The organism is Variovorax sp. dw_308, from assembly GCF_019207085.1.
Lineage (GTDB): Bacteria > Pseudomonadota > Gammaproteobacteria > Burkholderiales > Burkholderiaceae_C > Variovorax.
Genome location: NZ_JAATOM010000008.1, coordinates 96,610 through 115,865, shown reverse-complemented (window position 1 = coordinate 115,865; position 19,256 = coordinate 96,610). Strand labels below are relative to the sequence as shown.

Below are 19,256 nucleotides of genomic sequence, written 5' to 3'. Positions count from 1 at the left end.
GGAATGAACCCTTTCAAATCCCGCATTCAAATACTCCTACCATGAACACCAACAACAGCATTCCCCTCTTCGGCCTCGGCACCTTCCGCCTGACCGGCCAGACCGTCATCGACTCGGTGAAGACCGGCCTTTCGCTCGGCTTTCGGCTCATCGACACGGCGCAGATCTACGGCAACGAGGCCGAGGTGGGCCAGGCGATTGCCGAGAGCGGCGTCGCGCGCGAGGACCTCTTCATCACCACCAAGATCTGGACCGACAACTATCCCAAGGCCAAGCTCGCGCAGAGCCTGAAGGACAGCCTCGCGAAGTTGCGCACCGACCATGTCGACCTGACGCTGATCCACTGGCCCTCGCCCGCCAACGCGGTGCCGGTGGCCGAATTCATGCGCGCGCTGGCCGAAGCCAAGGCGCAGGGGCTGACGAAGCGCATCGGCGTGTCGAATTTCAACATCGACCTGATGCGGCAGGCCATCGACGCGGTGGGTGCGCAGGCGATCGCGACAAACCAGGTCGAATTGCATCCCTACCTGCAGAACCGCAAGCTCGCGGACTTTGCACGCCGCCAGGGCATCGGCATCAGCTCTTACATGACGCTGGCCTACGGCAAGGTGCTGGGCGACCCGGTGCTGCAGCGCATCGCCCTGGCCCGCGGCGCCACGACCGCGCAGGTGGCGCTGGCCTGGGCGATGCAACTCGGACATGCGGTGATTCCGTCGTCCACGAAAGCGGCCAACCTGGAAAGCAACCTGAAGGCGCAAGCGCTGCATCTCAGCAACGAGGAGATGGCGCAGATCGCGGCGCTCGACCGCGGGGAGCGCCTCGTCAGCCCGGACGGCCTCGCGCCGCTGTGGGACTGAGCCGCTGAGCCGCCCGAACTATCGCGAGGCCGCCCAGGCGCGCAGGATGGGGATCGCCTCGCCGTCCAGTTTCTGCTCCGCCGGCAGCGCGCGCTTGTGCAGCGGCGCGCCGGCTTCGGCACGCAGGGTCTCCACGTCGATCGGATGCCGGTCGGCCGCGGACACACCCGCAAACGCCTCCCCCGACTGCGCCAGCGACGCACCGTAATAGAGCTTGCGAATGCCCACGATATGCATCGCCGCCGCGCACAGCGCGCAGGGCTCGCACGAGGAATAGAGATCACAGCCCGACAGGTCCACCGTCTCCAGCTTGCGGCAGGCGTCGCGGATGGCTTCCACCTCGCCATGCGAGGTGGGGTCGAAATGTGCGACCGAATGGTTGAAGCCTTCGCCGACCACGGCGCCGTCCTTCACCACCACCGCGCCGAAGGGTTCGGTGCCGGGCGTGTCGAGTGCCCGGGCCGACAGCGCCAGGGCGCGCCGCATGAATGTCTCGTCGTACAAAACGTTCTCTCCTCAAATCAGGATGCCGTCGCGCGCGACGACCTGCCCACCGGCCACCACCAGCTTGCGTGCTGGCCTGGCGACCACCGCCTGCGCCACCGTCTGCGCATCGACCAGGACCAGGTCGGCCCGGTCACCCGGCACCAGTCCGTAGGCCTCGAATCCGCAAGCGCGCGCGGCGGCGTGGGTCACGCAATCGAGCGCGACATCGAGTTCATCATCGCGGCGCAGGTTGTAGCGCAGGCCGATCAGCATCGCGCGCTCCAGCATGTCGGGGTTGCCGTAGGGCGACCAGGTGTCGCGGATGCCGTCGTTGCCGCCGAACACCGTCACGCCCGCATGGCGGCACACCATCAGGGGCGGCACGTTGCGCGAGGCCGAGCCGGTCGTGACCAGCACCACGCCCAGCGCCGCCATGCGCGCGAGCAGCGGGTCGCGCTCGGCCGGCGCCAGGTCGCCCAGGCAGAAGCCATGGCTGATCGCGACCTTGTTCTGCAGGCCCAGCGCCTGGGTGCGGTCCAGGATCAGGCCGAGCGAGAACGCGCCCATCGCACCGGGTTCGTGCAGGTGGATGTCGAGCGGGCAGCCGTGGCGCTCGGCCAGGCCGAACAGCACATCGAGCGAGCGCACCGGGTCGCCGTCGATGGCGCAGGGGTCGAGGCCGCCCAGCACGTCGGCGCCGGCCGCCATGGCCCGGTCGAGCAATTCGGCCGTGCCCGGGCGGATCAGCAGGCCGGACTGCGGGAAGGCGACGATCTGGATCTGCTGCTGCAGCGCGGCCATGGCGTCGCGCGTCTGCAGGACGCCTTCGAGGTGCCGCAGGCCGGCTTGCGTGTCGATGTCCACATGGGTGCGCAAGCGGGTCGTGCCCAGCGCCAGGAAGGCCCGGGCCAGCGCCAGCGACTGGCCAGCCGCGTCGTGGCCGCTCGCATGGCGGAACGCCCGCTCGTTGTCGATCTTGTCGGAGAGGCGCTGGCCGACCTCGTTGCGGTACCAGTCCATGCCCCACAGCGTCTTGTCGAGGTGGGTGTGGCCTTCGACCAGGGCCGGCAGCAGCAAGGCGCCACCGCCCTCCTCGGTCGCGCATCCAGTCGGCGCCTGCAACGCCGGGCCGAGCACGGCGATGCGCCCGCCCTGCACCAGCACGTCGAGCGGTGCACCGCCCGCCGGACGCACGTTGCGGATCAGCAGCGAGGCCACGTCCATGTCCCGCGCCGGAAGTTCATCAATGCTCCTGCAGCACCGAGAGGATGTTGCCCGCCGGGTCGCGGAACCACGCGATGACCGGGCCGCCCGGGTCGCGGCAGATGTCGTTGGAATCGGTCTCCAGCCCGGGCATGTCGTAGGACTCGAAGCGAACGCCACGCTCCTTCAGCGCGGTCACCGTCTTGTCGACGTTCTTCACCGGAAAGTTGAGCACGGTATAGGTGGCCGGCGCGTGATTGGGCTTGACGTACACCAGCACCTCGGTGCCGCCGGCCAGGTGCAGCCTCATCAGGCCGTCGTCTTCCGACACGTCCAGGCCCAGCGTCTCGCCGTAGAACGACAGCGCAATGCTCATGTCGTCGACCGAATAGCCGCTGAAGGCCTTGCTGTTTTTCAGCATGTCGTCTTCTCCTTTGACTTGGCTCCGGGGAGCATAGCGCCCACACCGCCTGAACGGTTCAGGTCGCCCGGGGCTGGAGCCGCCGCAAGATTCGGACCGCGCCGGAAGCGAGTGGGCAATCCGGGTTATCCGCAGTCCCGGTTTCCGCACGGCAAAGCACGCGCGGGCCAGTCTCCCGATAATGCTGCGATGGTCCGCTCAAGCCAACAAATCCATCCGTCACGCCAGCCCGCCCCTTTGCTGCCCGCCGCGACGGTGCTGCTGCTGCGCGACACGCCCGCCGGCATCGAGGTCCTGATGACGCGGCGTTCCGACAACGCCAGCTTCGCGCCGGGCGCGTACGTCTTTCCGGGCGGGCGCATCGACGACAACGACGTGGAGGCGCGACCGATCGCCGCGCGGCGCCGCACACAAAGCCGGCTGCAAATGACGCAGGCCATCGCGGCCATCCGCGAGTGCTTCGAGGAGCTGGGCGTGCTGCTCGCGCGCCACACCGACGACAGCCGCATGGTCAGCGGCGCCGAGGTGGCCGCCATGGACCGCGGCAATCCGCCCGCCGTGACGCTGGCCGCCCAATGCGCGGTGAAAGGGCTGCGGCTGGCCTCCGACGAGGTCTTCACCTTCGCGCACTGGATCACCGACCGCGACATGCCCAAGCGCTTCGACGTGCCCTTCCTCGTCGCGCGCATGCCCGAAGGCCAGGTGCCGGTGGCCGATGAGGCGGAGCAGTTCGAGCCCTGCTGGGTGCGCCCCGCCGATGCACTGGAACGCCATGCGAAGAAGCGCTTCTTCATGATCTTCCCGACGGTGCGTACGCTGGAAAAGCTGGCCGCCTTCGACAGCGTCGACGCCGTGCTCGCCGCCTGCGCGCGCGAGCATCCGCTGTGGACCAGTTGCCCGCGCGGCGGCTTGCTGGGCGGCAAGGAGTTGCGCTACATGGAGCACGAGTCGCCCTTCGGCGAACTCGCGCTGGTGTGCCCCGATGGCCAGTTGGTGCACACGCTCGACTGGCAGTGCGAGGAACCGGTACGCCTGCTGAAGAACGTGATGCGCCTGACTGCGCCCAATCCGGGCGCGATGACCGGCCCCGGCACCAACACCTACATCGTGGGCGACGCAGCAACCGGCTACCTCGTGATCGACCCCGGCCCGAACGACTTCGACCACATCGGCCGCCTGTGGCGCATCACCCAGGGCGACATCCGCGCGATCGTCTGCACCCATTCGCATTCCGACCATTCCCCGGGCGCGCTGCCGCTGCAGGCGCTGTGCAAGAAGCAGCGCCCGCCGATCCTCGGCCTTCCCTCGGCGCCGAGCGCGCGCCCCGCGGCACGTTTCACGCCGGACCGCGTACTGGCCAACGACGAGCGCATCACGCTGTCCGCGCACGCGTTGCCGCCCGACGGCGTGCCGGCCCCGACGCACACGCTGCGCGTGATCCATACGCCGGGCCACGCGGCCAATCACCTGTGCCTGCTGCTGGAAGAAGACGGCCTGCTGTTCAGCGGCGACCACATCCTGAACGGCAGCACCACCGTGATCGACCCGCCCGACGGCAACATGACGGCCTACCTGAAGTCGCTCGACCTGCTCGACGAGGCCTGTGTGGCGCATGCGGTGGAGTTCATCCTGCCAGCGCACGGCTACGTGCTGGGACAGGCGCGCACCGCCATCGCGCGGCTCAAGGCGCACCGCCTCAAGCGCGAGGCCAAGATCGCCGCCGCAATGCGCCAGCAGCCCGAGGGCACATCGGAAGACTGGTTGCCGATCGCCTACGACGACGTGCCTTCGCGCATGTGGCCGGTGGCGGCACGCTCGCTGCAGGCCCATGTCGAGCGCATTCGCACGCTGGCGCAGCCATGAACGAGCGCCGCGCCAGGGGTGCTCCCTCGCACGCCGCCGAGGAGGAAGAAGGCATCCGCCTGGCCAAGCGCGTCGCCGCGATGGCCAACGTGTCGCGCCGCGAGGCCGAACTGCTCATCGAGAACGGCGCGGTGCGCGTCGACGGCAAGGTCGTGGAAGTGCCGGCGCGACGCGTGCGCGACGAACAACAGGTGGAAATCGCCAGCGGGGCGCGCCCCGTGGCTGTCGAGCCTGTGACGCTGCTGCTGCACAAGCCCGCCGGCATCGCCTTCGATGCGCCGCTGGAGCGCTTGCTGGTCGCGTCGAAGCACAGCGAAAGCGACCGCTCCCAGCGTCCGCACCTTCAGCGGCATTTCGTGGGGCAGCAATGCTTCACGCCGCTGGAGAAGGGCGCCAGCGGCCTGATCGTGTTCACGCAGGAACCGCGCGTGCAGCGCAAGCTGGTCGAGGACGCCGGGCTGATCGAGAACGAGGTAATGGTCGACGTGGCCGGCCTGGTCAACGGCGTGGCGCTACACCGGCTGAACCAGTCACCCGTGATCGACGGCCGCGCCATGCTGCCCGCGAAGGTCAGCATCGGTCAGCAGGCCGAGACACGCACGGGCCTGCGCTTTGCCGTCAAGGGCAGCTGGCCGGGGCAGATCGCGCAGATGTGCGACATGGCCGAGCTGCGCATCCTGCAGATGAAGCGCATCCGGGTGGGGCGGCTGCCGCTGGCGGGTCTGGAGGTGGGCGAGTGGCGCTTCATGGCGCCGGGTGAGCGGGTTTGAAATTCCGGCGGTGAGGTAGAGGGCGACTCGGTCGCCCCTGTTGCTCACTGCCCGCGCGATGCGGCCACCAACCTTCTGCCAAAGGTCTTCCCGTCGAACAGGTCTACGAACGCAGCCGGCAGGCTGTCGAATCCGTGGCTGATGTCCTCTCGCACCACCAGGCGCCCTTCCCGCCACCATGTGTTGATCTGCGCAATGGCCTCGCCGTAGCGCGCTGCATGGTCGTAGGCCAGCAGGCCCTCGACGCGCAGCCGCTTCGAGATCAGGTGGCTGGTGTTGCGGATCCCGTGGCGTTCCTGCGGCGCGACGCTGTAGTCCTCGGTCTGGCCGCACACCACGATGCGCCCGCGTACCTTCATGTGCGGCAGCGCGGCATCCACCATGCGGTTGCCGACGTTGTCGAACAGCACATCGATGCCTTCCGGGAAACGGCGACCGAGTTCGGCCGCCATGTCGTCGATCGTCTTGTAGTTGAATGCGTCCGCGAAGCCGGCCTCGCCGGTCAGCCATTCGACCTTGGCATCGCTGCCCGCCACGCCAGTCACGCGGGCGCCCATCAGCCTCGCAAACTGCCCGGCCGCTGCGCCGACCGCGCCTGCGGCGGACGTGACCAGCACCGTCTCGCCGGCTTGCACACAGCCGACGTCGCGCATGCCGAAGAAGGCCGTCATGCCGGGCGTTCCCAGCAAGCCCAGCAGTGCGCTCGCGGGCATCGTGCCGCGTTCGGGCGCCTGCTTCAGCGCCGCCTCCGGGAAATCGCCCGCCTCGCGCCAACCCAGCAGGCCGGTCACCAGATCGCCGGCGACGAAACGCTCGCTGCGACTCTCCAACACCTGCGCGACGGCCGCGCCGCCGACCACGCCGCCCAGCGCCACCGGCTCGACATAGCTGCGCACGCCGCCCAGGCGTGACCGCATGCCGGGGTCGACGGCCCAGTAGAGGGCACGCAAGCGGACGCATCCAGCCTGCAGCGGTGCGAGTTCACGGGCTTGCACGCTGAAGTCGTCCGCGCGCGCCTTTCCGTCGGGGCGCCGCGCCAGCACGATCTCGCGGGTTTGCATGGTGTCGATCTCCTGGGGCCGCGCCGCGATCGACGACGCGATGTGAAAAGTGTGAAGCACGCCTGTAAGCCGGATTCTGTGCGCCGGATTCGTCTTGCGACGCACCCGGCGTGACCGCCATTAATCTGGGCCGCCGGTCACCCGGACGGCTCGATGCCACCTACCCGCCAGCTCAGCGGAACCACCTCGAAACTGGCCTACTTGGTGTTGCTGCGCGCAGAGATTGCCCGTTTCACCCGATGCCGGGTTGCCCCGGCACCGACTCGTCTCTGTTGCTCTGATCCTCACCTCACGATGGGGAGCCGTTAGCTCCTGCGCTGTCCTGTGCAGTCCGGACGTTCCTCCAGTGCGGTCTTTCGACGCGGCGCCTTTCGGCGTCGCCCCTTGCGGGCTTGCACCAGCGGCGGTCCGGCGTGCTTCACGGGGTGGATTATCTCGCCACAATGGCGGTCCACCGTTCGTTGACCTTCAGGAGTCCGATTTCATGAAAGCCCAGAGCATCCTCGACACCATCGGCGGCACGCCGCACATCCGCATCCAGCGCCTGTTCGGCAATGCGACCCAGCAGGTCTGGATCAAATCCGAGCGCGCCAATCCAGGCGGTTCGATCAAGGACCGCATCGCGCTGTCGATGGTCGAGGACGCAGAGAAGTCCGGCGCGCTCAAGCCCGGCGGCACCATCGTCGAGCCGACCTCCGGCAACACCGGCATCGGGCTGGCGATGGTCGCGGCGGTCAAGGGCTACAAGCTGGTGCTGGTCATGCCCGACTCGATGTCGGTCGAGCGGCGCCGCCTGATGCTGGCCTACGGCGCCAGCTTCGACCTCACGCCGCGCGCCGGCGGCATGAAGGCGTCGATCGCGCGCGCCGAGGAAATCGTCGCCTCCACCCCCGGCGCCTGGATGCCGCAGCAGTTCAACAACCCGGCCAACATCGAGGTGCACGTGCGCACCACGGCAGAGGAAATCGCCGCGGACTTTCCGGAGGGCATCGACGTGCTCATCACCGGCGTCGGCACCGGCGGCCACATCACCGGCTGCGCGCAGGTGTTGAAGAAGAAGTGGCCGAAGCTCAAGGTGTTCGCCGTGGAGCCGGTGGCGTCGCCGGTGATCTCGGGCGGCCAGCCATCGCCGCACCCGATCCAGGGCATCGGCGCCGGCTTCATCCCGAAGAACCTGGACACCAGCCTGCTCGACGGCGTGATCCAGGTCGATGCCGAACCGGCCCGCGAGATGGCGCGCCGCTGCGCCCGCGAGGAAGGCATCCTGGTCGGCATCTCCTCGGGCGCCACGCTGACCGCCATCGCGCAAAAGCTGCCGGACCTGGCGGCCGATGCGGTGGTGCTGGGGTTCAACTACGACACGGGCGAGCGCTACCTGTCGGTGGAAGGGTTCCTGCCGGTGTGACCCCACCGGGCGCCCCTTCCAGCGCGCCCTTTTCCGTTCTCGGCGAAAATCGCCGCTCCAGCGCCCGCGCCGCCCACCGCGGGCGCTGTCCGTTTCACCCCGTCCTGCTTGATAACCACAAGCCTCACGATGATCCGCCTCTCCGAAATCAAACTCCCCCTGGACCCGCCTTCCGACGCCCTGCCGCGCGCGGTGCAGGGCCTGCTCGGCGTCGAGCCCGAGGCCATTGCCGACATCCACGTCTTCAAGCGCAGCTTCGACGCGCGCAAGGTCGACTTGCTGCAGGTCTACATCGTCGACGTGACGCTCGCAGACCCCTCGCAGGAAGCGAAGCTGTTCGCCAAGCTGCACGGGAATCCGCGCGTGATACCGACGCCCGACATGGTCTATCGCGTCCCGGCACAGGCGCCCGCCGAACTGCCCGTGCGCCCCGTCGTCGTGGGCTTCGGGCCCTGCGGCATCTTCGCGGCGCTGATGCTCGCCAAGATGGGCTTCAGGCCGATCGTGCTGGAGCGCGGCAAGACCGTGCGCCAGCGCACCCGGGACACCTGGGGCCTGTGGCGCAAGAGCGTGCTCAACCCCGAGTCGAACGTGCAGTTCGGCGAGGGCGGCGCCGGCACCTTCTCCGACGGCAAGCTCTACAGCCAGATCAAGGACCCGCGATTCCTCGGCCGCAAGGTGATGGAGGAGTTCGTCAAGGCGGGCGCGCCGGCGGAGATCCTCTTCGTGGCGCATCCGCACATCGGCACCTTCAAGCTGGTGAAGGTGGTCGAGACCATGCGCGCGGAAATCATTGCGCTCGGTGGCGAGGTGCGCTTCGAGCAGCGCGTGACCGACGTGCTGATCGAGGACGGCCACATTCGCGGACTCACCGTGCTCGACCAGGCCACCGGCGTGTCGAACCAGGTGCGCGCCGACCATGTCGTGATGGCGCTCGGCCACAGCTCGCGCGACACCTTCGCGATGCTGCATGAGCGCGGCGTGCACATCGAGGCAAAGCCCTTCTCGATCGGCTTCCGCGTCGAGCATCCGCAGGGCCTGATCGACCGCGCGCGCTGGGGCCGCCACGCCGGCCATCCGCTGCTGGGCGCGGCCGACTACAAGCTGGTGCACCACGCGAGCAACGGGCGTTCGGTCTACAGCTTCTGCATGTGCCCGGGCGGCACGGTGGTCGCGGCGACGAGCGAGCCCGGTCGCGTCGTCACCAACGGCATGAGCCAGTATTCGCGCAACGAGCGCAATGCGAATGCCGGCCTCGTCGTGGGCATCGAGCCGCGCGATTTCCCGGGCTGGTCGTCCGATGCGCCAGGGAATGCGCTGGCCGGCATCGCGCTGCAACGCGAGCTGGAATCCAACGCCTTCGTGCTCGGCGGCGGCGACTATCGCGCGCCGGGCCAATTGGTCGGCGACTTCGTCGCAGGCAACCCGTCGACCGCGCTCGGCAGCGTCGAGCCTTCGTACAAGCCGGGCGTGACGCCGACCGACCTGCACCAGGCGCTGCCCGCCTATGCGATCGAAGCCATGCGCGAGGCCTTCCCCGTGTTCGGCCGCAAGATCAAGGGCTTCGACCTGCACGACGCCGTGCTGACCGGCGTGGAAACGCGCACCTCATCCCCCATCAAGATCACGCGCGGCGAGGACCTGCAGAGCCTGAACGTGCGCGGCCTCTATCCGGCCGGCGAAGGCGCGAGCTACGCGGGCGGCATCCTGTCGGCTGGCGTGGACGGCATCAAGGTCGCGGAAGCCGTGGCGCGCGAACTGCTGGCCGATGCGGCGCAGGAACGGACGGCGAGCCTGTGATGCAGCCGATGCCCTTCTTCGCCCGCCCTTCGATGGTCCAGTTCGCCGCGGCCACGCTGGCCATGGCCGTGGTGGTGCTGGCCTCCAACATCCTCGTGCAGTTCGCCATCAACGACTGGCTGACCTGGGGCGCCTTCACCTACCCGGTGGCCTATCTGGTGAGCGACCTGGTCAACCGGCGATTCGGCCCAGGCGTGGCGCGCCGCGTGGCCTGGTTCGGATTCGCGGTGGCCGTCGTCGCATCGCTGGCGCTCGCGCCGGTGCGCATCGCGCTGGCATCGGGCCTCGCATTCATCGCGTCGCAATTGCTGGATATCCGCGTGTTCGACCGGTTGCGCCGCGCGTTGTGGTGGCGCGGGCCGCTGGTCGCCACCATCGTCGCGGCAGTGCTCGACAGCATCGTGTTCTGGGGGATTGCCTTTGCGGGCGAAGGCGGACCGTGGCTCAGCTGGGCGGCGGGTGACCTGATGGTCAAGCTCGGCGTCGGCGTGCTGATGCTGCTGCCGTTCCGGTTGTTGATCGGGCGCCGGGCGACCGTGCCATCCGGCTGCTGAGCGCGGCCCCTGCGCGATCGGTTTTCTCGCCTCAACCCTGCGCGTTCTGCAGTGCCGCGATGCGCTCTTCGATCGGCGGGTGCGTAGCGAACAATTGGCCCATCTTGCCGGTGATGCCCATGGCCTCCACCGCCTTCGGCAACTCGCCGGCCGGCAGGCCGCCCAGGCGGGCCAGCGCATTCATCATCGGCTGCTTGCGGCCCATGAGCTGGGCGGCACCGGCGTCGGCGCGGAACTCGCGCTGGCGCGAGAACCAGGCCACCACGATGGCGGCGGCAAAGCCGAGCACGATGTCGAGCACGATGGTCGTGATCATGTAGCCGATGCCGGGGCCCGAGCTGCGGTCGTCGCCGCGGCGCAGGAATGAATCGACCGCGTAGCCGATCACGCGCGACAGGAACACCACGAAGGTGTTCATCACGCCCTGGATCAGCGTCATCGTGACCATGTCGCCATTCGCGATGTGCGCCACCTCGTGGCCGATCACGGCTTCGATCTCTTCGTGGGTCATGCCTTGCAGCAGGCCGGTCGACACCGCGACGAGCGACGAGTTCTTGAAGGCGCCCGTGGCAAAGGCATTGGGCTCGCCTTCGAAGATGCCGACTTCCGGCATGCCGATGCCGGCCTTGTCGGCGAACTTGCGCACGGTGTCGACGATCCAGGCTTCGTCGGCGTTCTGCGGGTTGTCGATCATGCGCAGGCCGGAGGACCACTTGGCCATCGGCTTGCTGATGAGCAGCGAGATGATCGCGCCGCCGAAGCCCATCACCAGCGCGAAGCCGAGCAGCGACGTGAGGTTGAGCCCGTTGGCCGTGAGGAAGCGGTTGACGCCCAGCAGGCTGGCGACCACGCCGAGCACCGTGACAACGAGGACGTTGGTCAGGACGAAAAGAAGGATGCGTTTCAAGTTGATTTCTCCGTGGGGAACACCGTGTGACACCAGCGCGCAGATGAGGGCCGGACGGGCCGATTCAAGCTGCGCTCAACGCGATCCCGTGTGGGTTGTTCTTCTACTCAGGGGAGCGGCGTGGACGAAAAACGTCGGAGTCATCATAGAAGCAAAAGTTCGTGTTGTCGGCCCACCAGCCGGGCACGCCGAGCACCGGCAGCGGCACGAAGGGCTTGGTCGCGAGGTGCGTGGCGTCGAGTGCGGCGGCGATGGCCGCGTCGTCATTGGCGATGGAGGGATCGGGGCCCGGCGCGAGTAGCACATGGGCCGTGGCCTGCTTGCGCGGAAAGACCAGTTTTTCCATCAGGGCATGGCCGAAGATGAGCAGCCGCGATTGCTGCCACAACGCGCGGTCGGTGACGAAAAGGCGCTGCCAGTCGCGTGCGACGAGCGCCTGCCAGAGCGCGGGCGGCGCATCGAGCACAGCGCCGTTTTCGTCGAACAGCGTGAGCGCGTCGCGCAAGCGGCCGCGCGTGGCGCCGATGCCGGTGCGTGTGATTTCGCCGGCCTGCAACTGGTTCAAGCGGCGCTTGGCCTGCGGGGCGTTCAACCAGACGAGGCCGTTGAAGAAGTCATGAAGGTTGTCGCGCGTGGGCACGGTGCCGGTGCGGTGGATGAAGGCTTCGTAGGCTTCGCCGGTGGGCAGATGGTCGTGCGGCACGAAGCGCGGCAGGCCGGGCGGCGCTGCTTGCAGCAATGCCGCTGCGGTCGACGCGCGCCTGGCAGCGAGTTCCAGCGATTCGCCCGGCACGTGCCACGGCGTCAGCCACTCTCGGGACCAGTCGACGGGGGCCACACGCTCAGGGTGCGGGCGTGCCGATCCAGCGGATGCGGTCCGGGTGCTGCAGCACGGCGAATTCCGCGGGCAGTTGCTCGAACAGCTTGATGGAACTGGCGCGCTTGCCGAGCAGCTTGGCCGCGCGCAGGGCCTGGGCGATGTCGTTCAGCGCGACCTCGTTGCCACCGCGCAAGGCGGGCACAGCCTGGAGTATGAATTCGGCGGCTTCGGATGCGGCCGATGCCTTGGCGCTTTTCTTCGCTGCAGTCTTGGCCTTCTTTGAGGCAGGAGCGGCCTTGGCGCGCGGCGTCTTTGCCGGGCTGTCACTCGCAGCGCCACTTTTCGCGGCCTTCGCCGCGGTCTTGCGACCCGCGGTGCGCGCGGCGGGCATCGATGGCGCTGCAGCGGCGGCCGGGCGATCGCCCTTGCCGTGGTGCTGCAGGTCCGTGAACTCGTCATAGGCCGTGGTGGTCTCGTCGCCCGTCTTGCCCTGCTGGCCGATGCCACAGACGCGGCAGCCCTTCTCGCGCAGGCGGATCACGAGCGGCGCGAAATCGGAATCCGACGACACCAGGTACACGACCTGTGGCCGCTCGCTGACGGCCAGGTCCATCGCGTCGACGGCAAGCGCGATGTCGGTGCTGTTCTTGCCTGCGGCGAGGTTCACCATCGGCCGCACGCCAAGGCGCTTGAACACCAACTGATGCTTCAAGGCGACTTCAGCGGTGCAGTAGGCACGTCGCACGTGCAGGTGGCCGTGCTCGGCCAGCACCTTGTGCACCGCCTGCTCCATCACGTCGGCCGAGACGTTGTCGGCGTCGATCAGGAGCATCACCTTGGGCATGTCGTTCATGTGAGTTTCCAGTTCAGTGTTTCGCCGCCGCGCAAAGGCTTCAGCGTGGCGTCGCCATAGGGGACGGTTTCGGGCACGGTCCACGTTTCGCGCTTCAGCGTGATGGTGTCGGCGTGGCGAGGCAGGCCGTAGAAGTCGGGGCCGTGGAAGCTGGCGAAGCCTTCGAGCTTGTCGAGGGCGTCGACATTGTCGAAGGCCTCGGCATACAACTCGATCGCGGTCAGTGCGGTGTAGCAGCCTGCGCAGCCGAGCGCATGCTCCTTCAGGTGCGCGGCATGCGGGGCGCTGTCGGTGCCGAGGAAGAAGCGGTCGCTGCCGCTGGTGGCTGCTTCGACCAAGGCCACGCGATGCGTCTCGCGCTTGAGCACCGGCAGGCAGTAGTAGTGCGGGCGGATGCCGCCGGTGAAGATGGCGTTGCGGTTGTAGAGCAGGTGGTGCGCGGTGATGGTGGCGGCCGTGAACTTGCCGGCGTCGCGCACGTAATGCGCGCCCTCCTTCGTGGTCAGGTGCTCGAACACGATCTTGAGTTCGGGGAAGTCGCGGCGCAGCGGGATCATCACGCGATCGACGAAAGCGGCTTCGCGGTCGAACAGGTCGATGGACGGGTCGGTCACTTCGCCGTGGATCAGCAGCAGCAGGCCGTGCTTCTGCATCGCCTCCAGCGTCTTGTAGGTCTTGCGGATGTCGGTCACGCCGGCATCGCTGTTGGTGGTGGCGCCGGCCGGATACAGCTTGAGGGCTCGCACGCCGGCCTGGGCCGCGAGCGCTATCTCTTCCGGCGGCAGCTTGTCGGTGAGGTAGAGCGACATCACGGGCTCGAACGTCGTGCCGGACGGCACCGCGGCGAGGATGCGCTCGCGGTAGTCCATCGCCTGCCGCGCGGTGGTCACGGGCGGGCGCAGGTTGGGCATGATCAGCGCGCGGCCGAACTGGCGGGCCGAATGCGGCACGACCGCTTCGAGCGCGGCGCCGTCGCGCACGTGCAGGTGCCAGTCGTCGGGACGGGTGATGGTGAGGGTGTCTGCGGGGCGGGTCATGGGGCAATTCTCCCACCCGATCCCATCGCATCGCGCGGCGCCGCGACGTAGCATCAGCCGATGCCCACCTATCAAGGAAGCTGCCATTGCGGCGCCATCCGTTTCGAGATCGACACCGTGATCGATCGCGTCACGCAGTGCAACTGCTCGGTCTGTACGAAGAAAGGCATCCTGCACCACCGCGTGGCGCCCGAGAATTTCCGGCTGCTCGGCGGCGACGAGACGCTCGGCACCTACCAGTTCGGCACGCGCGTCGCCAAGCACCACTTCTGCACCGTGTGCGGCATCCACACCTTCACCCGCCCGCGCGCCGCGCCCGAGCTCTACACCGTGAACGTGCGCTGCCTGGACGACTATGACCTGCAAGCCGAATCGCCAGAGATCGTGCCCTTCGACGGGCGTCACTGGGAGCAGGAAGTCGGCAAGTTGACATAGACGCGGCAGGGCGGCAGGGCCGGTCAAGGTAAGCCCTATGGGCCTGAAATTTCACTGCAGTTAGCATTCGGCGCGCCAACATGCCCGACTGGCGGGCGCGGTCCCCTTCCCCATTCCCCCAATGTCTTCTCCCACCGAATCCGGCCCCGTACTGGACGCCGCGAGTCCCCTGCCCCCCGATATCGAATCCGCCGACGAACCGGTCAAGGTGCCGCTGGCCATCGAGGATTGGGCCACCGTGATCATCATGGGCCTGCTGGCCTGCATCACCTTCGCGAACGTGGTGGTGCGCTATTTCACCGACTCCTCTTTTGCCTGGACCGAGGAGTTCTCGGTCTTCCTGATGATCCTGCTGGCGATGGTGGCCGGCTCCGCCGCGGTGGCGCGCGACCGACACATCCGCATCGAGTACTTTTCCGAGAGCGGCTCGATGGCGCGGCGCAAGCGGCTGTCGCAGTTCGGCGCGGTGATGGTCGCGGCGCTGTTCTTCCTGATCGCCGGGCTGAGCCTGCGGATGGTGTGGGACGACTACAAGTTCGAGGAGACCTCGCCCGGGATCGGCGTGCCGCAATGGTGGTATTCGATCTGGCTGCCGATCGTGTCGACGGCGATTGCGCTGCGGGCCTGCGGGCTGTTCGTGCGCCGGGGTCGCCGCGACAGCAAGGAAGCTGAATGATCGCAACCCTGCTCTTCGTCGCCTTCGTCGTGATGATGCTCGTCGGCGTGCCGATCGGCGCGGCGCTCGGGCTGGCCGGTGCGGCGTGCATCGCGCTGGCCAACGGGGACGCGCAATGGTTCGGCCTGCTGGCCGTGCCGCAGAACTTCTATGCGGGCCTGGGCAAGTACCCGCTGCTGGCGATCCCGATGTTCGTGCTGGTCGGCTCGATCTTCGACCGCTCGGGCGTGGCGCTGCGCCTCGTGAACTTCGCGATTGCCATCGTCGGGCGCGGGCCGGGCATGCTGCCTCTGGTGGCGATCCTGGTGGCGATGTTCCTGGGCGGCATCTCGGGCTCCGGCCCGGCCAATGCGGCGGCTGTCGGCGCGGTGATGATCGCCGCGATGTCCCGCGCCGGCTACCCGCCTGCGTTCTCGGCCAGCGTGGTCGGCGCCGCGGCCGCGACCGACATCCTCATTCCGCCCTCTGTGGCCTTCATCGTGTACTCGGTGATGGTGCCGACCGCGTCGGTGCCAGCGCTGTTCGCGGCCGGAATGATCCCCGGCATCCTGGCCGGACTCGCGCTGATCATCCCGGCGGTGTGGATGGCGCGCTCCAACAAGATGGGCGCACTCGAAGCGACATTGCCGCGCCCCGAGTTCTGGAAGAGCTTCCGTGAAGCCACCTGGGGCCTGGCCGCGCCGGTGCTGATCCTCGGCGGCATGCGCGCGGGCTGGTTCACGCCGACCGAAGCGGCCGTGGTCGCGGTGTTCTACGGCCTGTTCGTGGGCATGGTGATCTACCGCACGATCAAGGTGAAGGACCTGTTCGTGATCCTGCGCGAGTCGGGTGAACTGTCGGCGGTGATCCTGCTGGTGGTGTCGCTCGCGGGCATCTTTGCGTATTCGCTCTCGACGCTCGGCGTGATCGACCCCGTTGCCAAGGCGATCACCAATTCGGGCCTCGGCGAATACGGCGTGCTGTCGTTATTGATCGTGATGCTGATCACCGTTGGCATGTTCCTCGACGGCGTCTCGATCTTCCTGATCTTCGTGCCGCTCCTGTGGCCGATCGTGCAGTTCTACAAATGGGACCCGGTGTGGTTCGGCGTGATCCTCACGCTGAAGGTGGCGCTGGGCCAGTTCACCCCGCCGCTGGCCGTGAACCTGATGGTGTCGTGCCGCATCGCCAACGTGCGCATGGAAGACACGGTGCGCTGGGTCGGCTGGATGCTGTTCGCGATGTTCCTCGTGATGGTGGCCGTGATCGCCTGGCCGCAACTCGCGCTCTGGCTTCCCAACAAGCTCGGTTATTGATTTTTTTCCTCAGGAGACAGTCCACATGAAGTTCCGCCGTTCGTTGCTCGGCCTTGCCGCCGTTGCCACCGCACTTGCCACGTTCTCGGGCGCGGCGCCCGCGCAGACAGCCTACAAGCCCGAATACAAGATGTCGCTCGTGCTGGCGCCGCCAACGGCATGGGGCCAGGCCGGCAAGATCTGGGCGGACCTGGTGAAGGAACGGACGCAAGGCCGCATCAACATCAAGCTGTATCCCGGCGTCTCGCTGATCCAGGGCGACCAGACGCGCGAGTTCAGCGCGCTGCGCCAGGGCGTGATCGACATGGCCGTCGGCTCGACCATCAACTGGTCGCCGCAGGTGAAGCAGCTCAACCTGTTCTCGCTGCCGTTCCTGATGCCCGACTACGCGGCAATCGATGCGCTGACGCAAGGCGAGGTGGGCAAGGAGATCTTCGCGACCATCGACAAGGCCGGCGTGGTGCCGCTCGCGTGGGGCGAGAACGGGTACCGCGAAGTCACCAACTCGAAGAAGCCGATCAAGTCGCCCGATGACCTGAAGGGCATGAAGATCCGCGTGGTCGGCTCGCCCCTGTTCGCCGACATGTTCACCGCGCTGGGCGCCAACCCCACGCAGATGAGCTGGGCCGATGCGCAACCGGCATTGGCCAGCGGCGCGGTCGATGGGCAGGAGAACCCGCTGTTCCTGTTCACCGTGCTGAAGATGCAGAACGTGGGCCAGAAGTTCATGACCACCTGGGGCAACGTCGCCGACCCGCTGATTTTCGTGGTCAACAAGGAGATCTGGGCGTCGTGGACACCGGCGGACCAGGCAATCGTGCGGCAGGCTGCGATTGATGCCGGGAAGCAGGAGATCGCGATTGCGCGCAAGGGGCTGATCGAACCCGGCAAGCCGCTTCTGAAGGAAATCGAGGGGATGGGGGTGACGGTGACGCAGCTGACGCCCGCGGAGCGCGAGGCGTTCGTGAAGGCGACCCGGCCGGTCTATGCGAAGTGGAAGGGGACCGTGGGGGCAGATCTGGTCAACAAGGCCGAGAAGGCGATTGCTTCGAGGAAGCAGTAACAGCTTGCGGCGAAGAAGCCCTGTGCTGGGGCTTTATCACCATCAAGTGTTCAGCCGGAAATCCGGCTCCGGAGCCCACACGCCCCGCCTTCAGGTCTAAATCGGGTATCGGAAGCTGGCGTCGCGCTATCTCAGGTCGAACTTGCCCCGGCGCACACTGTCGATCCGCGGGGGGCGTTCCCATACCTCGGATGGTCCAGCCAAGTCAACGTGAGATGCGTTGGATCGCTTTGGGCCAGGCGTGATCGCAACGTCCCTCCGGTGTCGTCGTTGAACGCCAGCATCCGCAAGCAACGCTGTAGCAGCAGCGAATCGCGCTCATCGCGCGTAGCGATCGGTCCGGAACTTGAACCGACCGCAAAACATCTTCCGTACCCGCGCCACACGCACCCGGCCCACGATGTCGCGTCGAAAAACTTTGCGTAACGCGTGTTGCTACCGAGCTTCGTCTCAATTTGGCACAACGTAACCAACGTACAACACGATTTGAGAACCACCTGAAATCGCAATCGCATCGAAGGCTTCATCTTTCAGGCTTGCAAATTCATTAATTTCGGTTACTTTGCCCGCAAAATTCCTCCCAGAAAACGCGTCGACAGCCAACCTTGGCAGCCAATTTTTTAAAAATGCGGCAGGAACCGGAATAAGTCGCGTGGTTTTTGGAACTGCTCGAGATTGTAACTTTTTTATTTCCATTTCGTTTGATTCGATGACCACGATCAAGCTGAGGTAGTCCGTGCGACCCGGAACGTCAAATCCGCCCGAACTCTCCGGAAGCGAAAGGATCTTCCATTTAATAGATTTTGCATCTACCTTCAGGTCGACATATTTTTTTAGATCTTCCTGTTTATCGATAAATTCCGGCTCGTTCATGCTGCACCCGTAGCAAAGGAAAATCACCAAGAACATTAGCATCCTACCAAGAGTACAACCACTCACGGAGAAACAATTATCTATTCGACTTTCTATATTTTTCACCTTTCACCTCCCAAGTTGAAGCGCCACCAACCCATCGAACATTTCTGGTCATAATTGCAATGTTCATATACTGATGAGCTAGACCGGTGATCTCAAATCTTCCGTTCTCCGCGTCGTCTGTTTTCGTAGCGATATCTTTTCCGCCCGGATTAAAGTTGAACTTATCTTCAACATGAAAAGTGAGATCCGCGTCGTAGACCAAATCAAGCTTCGAATTTAGTTCAACAAGAACTTTGGCAGAAATCCACACAATGTGGGCACCTAGTGCTCTTTGCCAGTTGGTCGTTGCGGGATAGGGCAACGTGGGGCTTTGCCCGAAGGCGCCAACAGCATATTGGTCGCTCGTTACGCTGAATTCCTCTCTATTGCGCCCTATTACTTGAATATGAAGAACCGCATCCGCTATGATATTTTCCAAACCAATCTTCCCATTGGGGTCGTCTTTAACATACCGGTCGTATTCAAAATGGCGGTCCTTCCCCTTTCCGTGTAAAAACCAACGATACGCAGCGGTTGCATCAACCCATTCGGGGCGAGTTATTTCTGCGACGTCCAATTTAGCCTTCCATACCTCCAGCGAATATCTATCCGCGAGGGTTGGCTCCTGATGCGAATAAACATCCAGAAACCCATTGTCATGTTTAATGAAGGGACGCTGAGGCTCGCCAATTCGATATCTTCCAGAGCGCTCAACCAACATCAGTGCGACGTCTTTGGTCGCGGCGCTCGGCCTGTGTAGCGTTGAAGTAGCACTTTTTGATTGAGAATCCAT

General features: G+C 66.1%; 20 protein-coding genes and 1 other RNA gene. 10 read left to right on the top strand and 11 right to left on the bottom strand.

The genetic code is table 11. The features are described from left to right. The first annotated feature begins 41 nt into the window (after window positions 1-41). Complete coding sequence (gene dkgB / locus HCU76_RS17720; protein WP_218510181.1) at window positions 42-857, top strand: 2,5-didehydrogluconate reductase DkgB; 816 nt, start codon at window positions 42-44, stop codon at window positions 855-857. An 18-nt stretch (window positions 858-875) separates the two neighbouring features. On the opposite strand, the gene HCU76_RS17715 is transcribed toward dkgB, so the two are convergent. The 3 genes from HCU76_RS17715 to HCU76_RS17705 are packed head-to-tail and all read right to left on the bottom strand — an operon-like array spanning window position 876 to window position 2,967. Further along, window positions 876-1,361 (bottom strand): nucleoside deaminase, encoded by a 486-nt coding sequence (locus HCU76_RS17715; RefSeq protein ID WP_218510180.1) that lies wholly within the window; start codon window positions 1,359-1,361, stop codon window positions 876-878. Between the two features lie 12 nt (window positions 1,362-1,373). Then, window positions 1,374-2,561: an amidohydrolase family protein gene (locus HCU76_RS17710; protein WP_213953296.1), complete on the bottom strand. Its 1,188-nt coding sequence runs from the start codon at window positions 2,559-2,561 to the stop codon at window positions 1,374-1,376. A 25-nt stretch (window positions 2,562-2,586) separates the two neighbouring features. Next, complete coding sequence (locus HCU76_RS17705; protein ID WP_213952922.1) at window positions 2,587-2,967, bottom strand: VOC family protein; 381 nt, start codon at window positions 2,965-2,967, stop codon at window positions 2,587-2,589. Between the two features lie 189 nt (window positions 2,968-3,156). On the opposite strand from HCU76_RS17705, the gene HCU76_RS17700 reads away from it, so the two are divergent. After that, window positions 3,157-4,830: an MBL fold metallo-hydrolase gene (locus HCU76_RS17700; RefSeq protein WP_218510179.1), complete on the top strand. Its 1,674-nt coding sequence runs from the start codon at window positions 3,157-3,159 to the stop codon at window positions 4,828-4,830. After that, entirely contained in the window at window positions 4,827-5,600 is a 774-nt protein-coding gene (locus HCU76_RS17695; protein ID WP_218510178.1) for an RNA pseudouridine synthase, read from the top strand. Before HCU76_RS17700 ends, HCU76_RS17695 begins: the two co-directional genes overlap by 4 nt. A 44-nt stretch (window positions 5,601-5,644) precedes the next feature. Here HCU76_RS17695 and HCU76_RS17690 read toward each other — a convergent pair whose 3' ends face one another. Continuing rightward, the gene (locus tag HCU76_RS17690) at window positions 5,645-6,661 is read right to left on the bottom strand and encodes an NADP-dependent oxidoreductase (RefSeq protein ID WP_218510177.1); all 1,017 of its coding nucleotides are present in this window, start codon (window positions 6,659-6,661) and stop codon (window positions 5,645-5,647) included. A 49-nt stretch (window positions 6,662-6,710) separates the two neighbouring features. Then, an RNA gene (gene rnpB / locus HCU76_RS17685) (RNase P RNA component class A) lies at window positions 6,711-7,081 on the bottom strand. A gap of 64 nt (window positions 7,082-7,145) precedes the next feature. Here rnpB and cysK point away from each other — a divergent pair. The 3 genes from cysK to HCU76_RS17670 all read left to right on the top strand — a co-directional run bounded on the left by cysK (window position 7,146) and on the right by HCU76_RS17670 (window position 10,420). Further along, window positions 7,146-8,066, top strand: a complete 921-nt coding sequence (cysK, locus tag HCU76_RS17680) for a cysteine synthase A (RefSeq protein WP_213952918.1) — start codon at window positions 7,146-7,148, stop codon at window positions 8,064-8,066. A gap of 129 nt (window positions 8,067-8,195) precedes the next feature. Continuing rightward, entirely contained in the window at window positions 8,196-9,866 is a 1,671-nt protein-coding gene (locus HCU76_RS17675; protein ID WP_218510176.1) for an NAD(P)/FAD-dependent oxidoreductase, read from the top strand. Further along, window positions 9,866-10,420, top strand: a complete 555-nt coding sequence (locus HCU76_RS17670) for a VUT family protein (protein ID WP_213952916.1) — start codon at window positions 9,866-9,868, stop codon at window positions 10,418-10,420. Before HCU76_RS17675 ends, HCU76_RS17670 begins: the two co-directional genes overlap by 1 nt. A gap of 31 nt (window positions 10,421-10,451) precedes the next feature. Here HCU76_RS17670 and htpX read toward each other — a convergent pair whose 3' ends face one another. The 4 genes from htpX to pyrC all read right to left on the bottom strand — a co-directional run bounded on the left by htpX (window position 10,452) and on the right by pyrC (window position 14,037). Beyond that, complete coding sequence (htpX, locus tag HCU76_RS17665; RefSeq protein ID WP_213952915.1) at window positions 10,452-11,327, bottom strand: protease HtpX; 876 nt, start codon at window positions 11,325-11,327, stop codon at window positions 10,452-10,454. Between the two features lie 103 nt (window positions 11,328-11,430). Beyond that, entirely contained in the window at window positions 11,431-12,165 is a 735-nt protein-coding gene (locus HCU76_RS17660; RefSeq protein WP_218510175.1) for a DUF3025 domain-containing protein, read from the bottom strand. Window positions 12,166-12,169: 4 nt separating this feature from the next. Next, window positions 12,170-13,000 carry an NYN domain-containing protein gene (locus HCU76_RS17655; RefSeq protein ID WP_256354255.1) on the bottom strand — a complete coding sequence of 277 codons (831 nt, stop codon included), beginning with the start codon at window positions 12,998-13,000 and terminating at the stop codon, window positions 12,170-12,172. Then, window positions 12,997-14,037 carry a dihydroorotase gene (gene pyrC / locus HCU76_RS17650; protein WP_218510174.1) on the bottom strand — a complete coding sequence of 347 codons (1,041 nt, stop codon included), beginning with the start codon at window positions 14,035-14,037 and terminating at the stop codon, window positions 12,997-12,999. The genes HCU76_RS17655 and pyrC overlap by 4 nt, the downstream gene beginning before the upstream one ends. 60 nt (window positions 14,038-14,097) lie before the next feature. Here pyrC and HCU76_RS17645 point away from each other — a divergent pair, with 60 nt between their 5' ends. The 4 genes from HCU76_RS17645 (at window position 14,098) to HCU76_RS17630 (ending at window position 17,506) form a co-directional block, all read left to right on the top strand. Continuing rightward, window positions 14,098-14,472: a GFA family protein gene (locus HCU76_RS17645; RefSeq protein ID WP_218510173.1), complete on the top strand. Its 375-nt coding sequence runs from the start codon at window positions 14,098-14,100 to the stop codon at window positions 14,470-14,472. Window positions 14,473-14,593: 121 nt separating this feature from the next. Further along, on the top strand, window positions 14,594-15,148 hold the full coding sequence (locus HCU76_RS17640; RefSeq protein WP_213952911.1) for a TRAP transporter small permease: 555 nt from the start codon (window positions 14,594-14,596) through the stop codon (window positions 15,146-15,148). Next, entirely contained in the window at window positions 15,145-16,443 is a 1,299-nt protein-coding gene (locus tag HCU76_RS17635) for a TRAP transporter large permease (protein ID WP_218510172.1), read from the top strand. The genes HCU76_RS17640 and HCU76_RS17635 overlap by 4 nt, the downstream gene beginning before the upstream one ends. Window positions 16,444-16,468: 25 nt before the next feature. Then, window positions 16,469-17,506: a DctP family TRAP transporter solute-binding subunit gene (locus HCU76_RS17630; protein ID WP_218510171.1), complete on the top strand. Its 1,038-nt coding sequence runs from the start codon at window positions 16,469-16,471 to the stop codon at window positions 17,504-17,506. A 450-nt stretch (window positions 17,507-17,956) separates the two neighbouring features. Here HCU76_RS17630 and HCU76_RS17625 read toward each other — a convergent pair whose 3' ends face one another. After that, complete coding sequence (locus HCU76_RS17625; RefSeq protein WP_213952908.1) at window positions 17,957-18,379, bottom strand: hypothetical protein; 423 nt, start codon at window positions 18,377-18,379, stop codon at window positions 17,957-17,959. 76 nt (window positions 18,380-18,455) lie between these two features. After that, entirely contained in the window at window positions 18,456-19,256 is an 801-nt protein-coding gene (locus HCU76_RS17620) for a hypothetical protein (protein ID WP_213952907.1), read from the bottom strand.

Coding starts and splice junctions, on each gene's coding strand:
- HCU76_RS17655 (WP_256354255.1), bottom strand. CDS start 13,000: ATGAACGACATGCCCAAGGTGATGCTCCTGATCGACGCCGACAACGTC.
- HCU76_RS17705 (WP_213952922.1), bottom strand. CDS start 2,967: ATGCTGAAAAACAGCAAGGCCTTCAGCGGCTATTCGGTCGACGACATG.
- HCU76_RS17690 (WP_218510177.1), bottom strand. CDS start 6,661: ATGCAAACCCGCGAGATCGTGCTGGCGCGGCGCCCCGACGGAAAGGCG.
- HCU76_RS17670 (WP_213952916.1), top strand. CDS start 9,866: ATGCAGCCGATGCCCTTCTTCGCCCGCCCTTCGATGGTCCAGTTCGCC.
- HCU76_RS17620 (WP_213952907.1), bottom strand. CDS start 19,256: ATGGATTCTCAATCAAAAAGTGCTACTTCAACGCTACACAGGCCGAGC.
- cysK (WP_213952918.1), top strand. CDS start 7,146: ATGAAAGCCCAGAGCATCCTCGACACCATCGGCGGCACGCCGCACATC.
- HCU76_RS17625 (WP_213952908.1), bottom strand. CDS start 18,379: ATGAACGAGCCGGAATTTATCGATAAACAGGAAGATCTAAAAAAATAT.
- HCU76_RS17695 (WP_218510178.1), top strand. CDS start 4,827: ATGAACGAGCGCCGCGCCAGGGGTGCTCCCTCGCACGCCGCCGAGGAG.
- HCU76_RS17645 (WP_218510173.1), top strand. CDS start 14,098: ATGCCCACCTATCAAGGAAGCTGCCATTGCGGCGCCATCCGTTTCGAG.
- HCU76_RS17700 (WP_218510179.1), top strand. CDS start 3,157: ATGGTCCGCTCAAGCCAACAAATCCATCCGTCACGCCAGCCCGCCCCT.
- HCU76_RS17630 (WP_218510171.1), top strand. CDS start 16,469: ATGAAGTTCCGCCGTTCGTTGCTCGGCCTTGCCGCCGTTGCCACCGCA.
- pyrC (WP_218510174.1), bottom strand. CDS start 14,037: ATGACCCGCCCCGCAGACACCCTCACCATCACCCGTCCCGACGACTGG.
- dkgB (WP_218510181.1), top strand. CDS start 42: ATGAACACCAACAACAGCATTCCCCTCTTCGGCCTCGGCACCTTCCGC.
- HCU76_RS17675 (WP_218510176.1), top strand. CDS start 8,196: ATGATCCGCCTCTCCGAAATCAAACTCCCCCTGGACCCGCCTTCCGAC.
- HCU76_RS17640 (WP_213952911.1), top strand. CDS start 14,594: ATGTCTTCTCCCACCGAATCCGGCCCCGTACTGGACGCCGCGAGTCCC.
- HCU76_RS17635 (WP_218510172.1), top strand. CDS start 15,145: ATGATCGCAACCCTGCTCTTCGTCGCCTTCGTCGTGATGATGCTCGTC.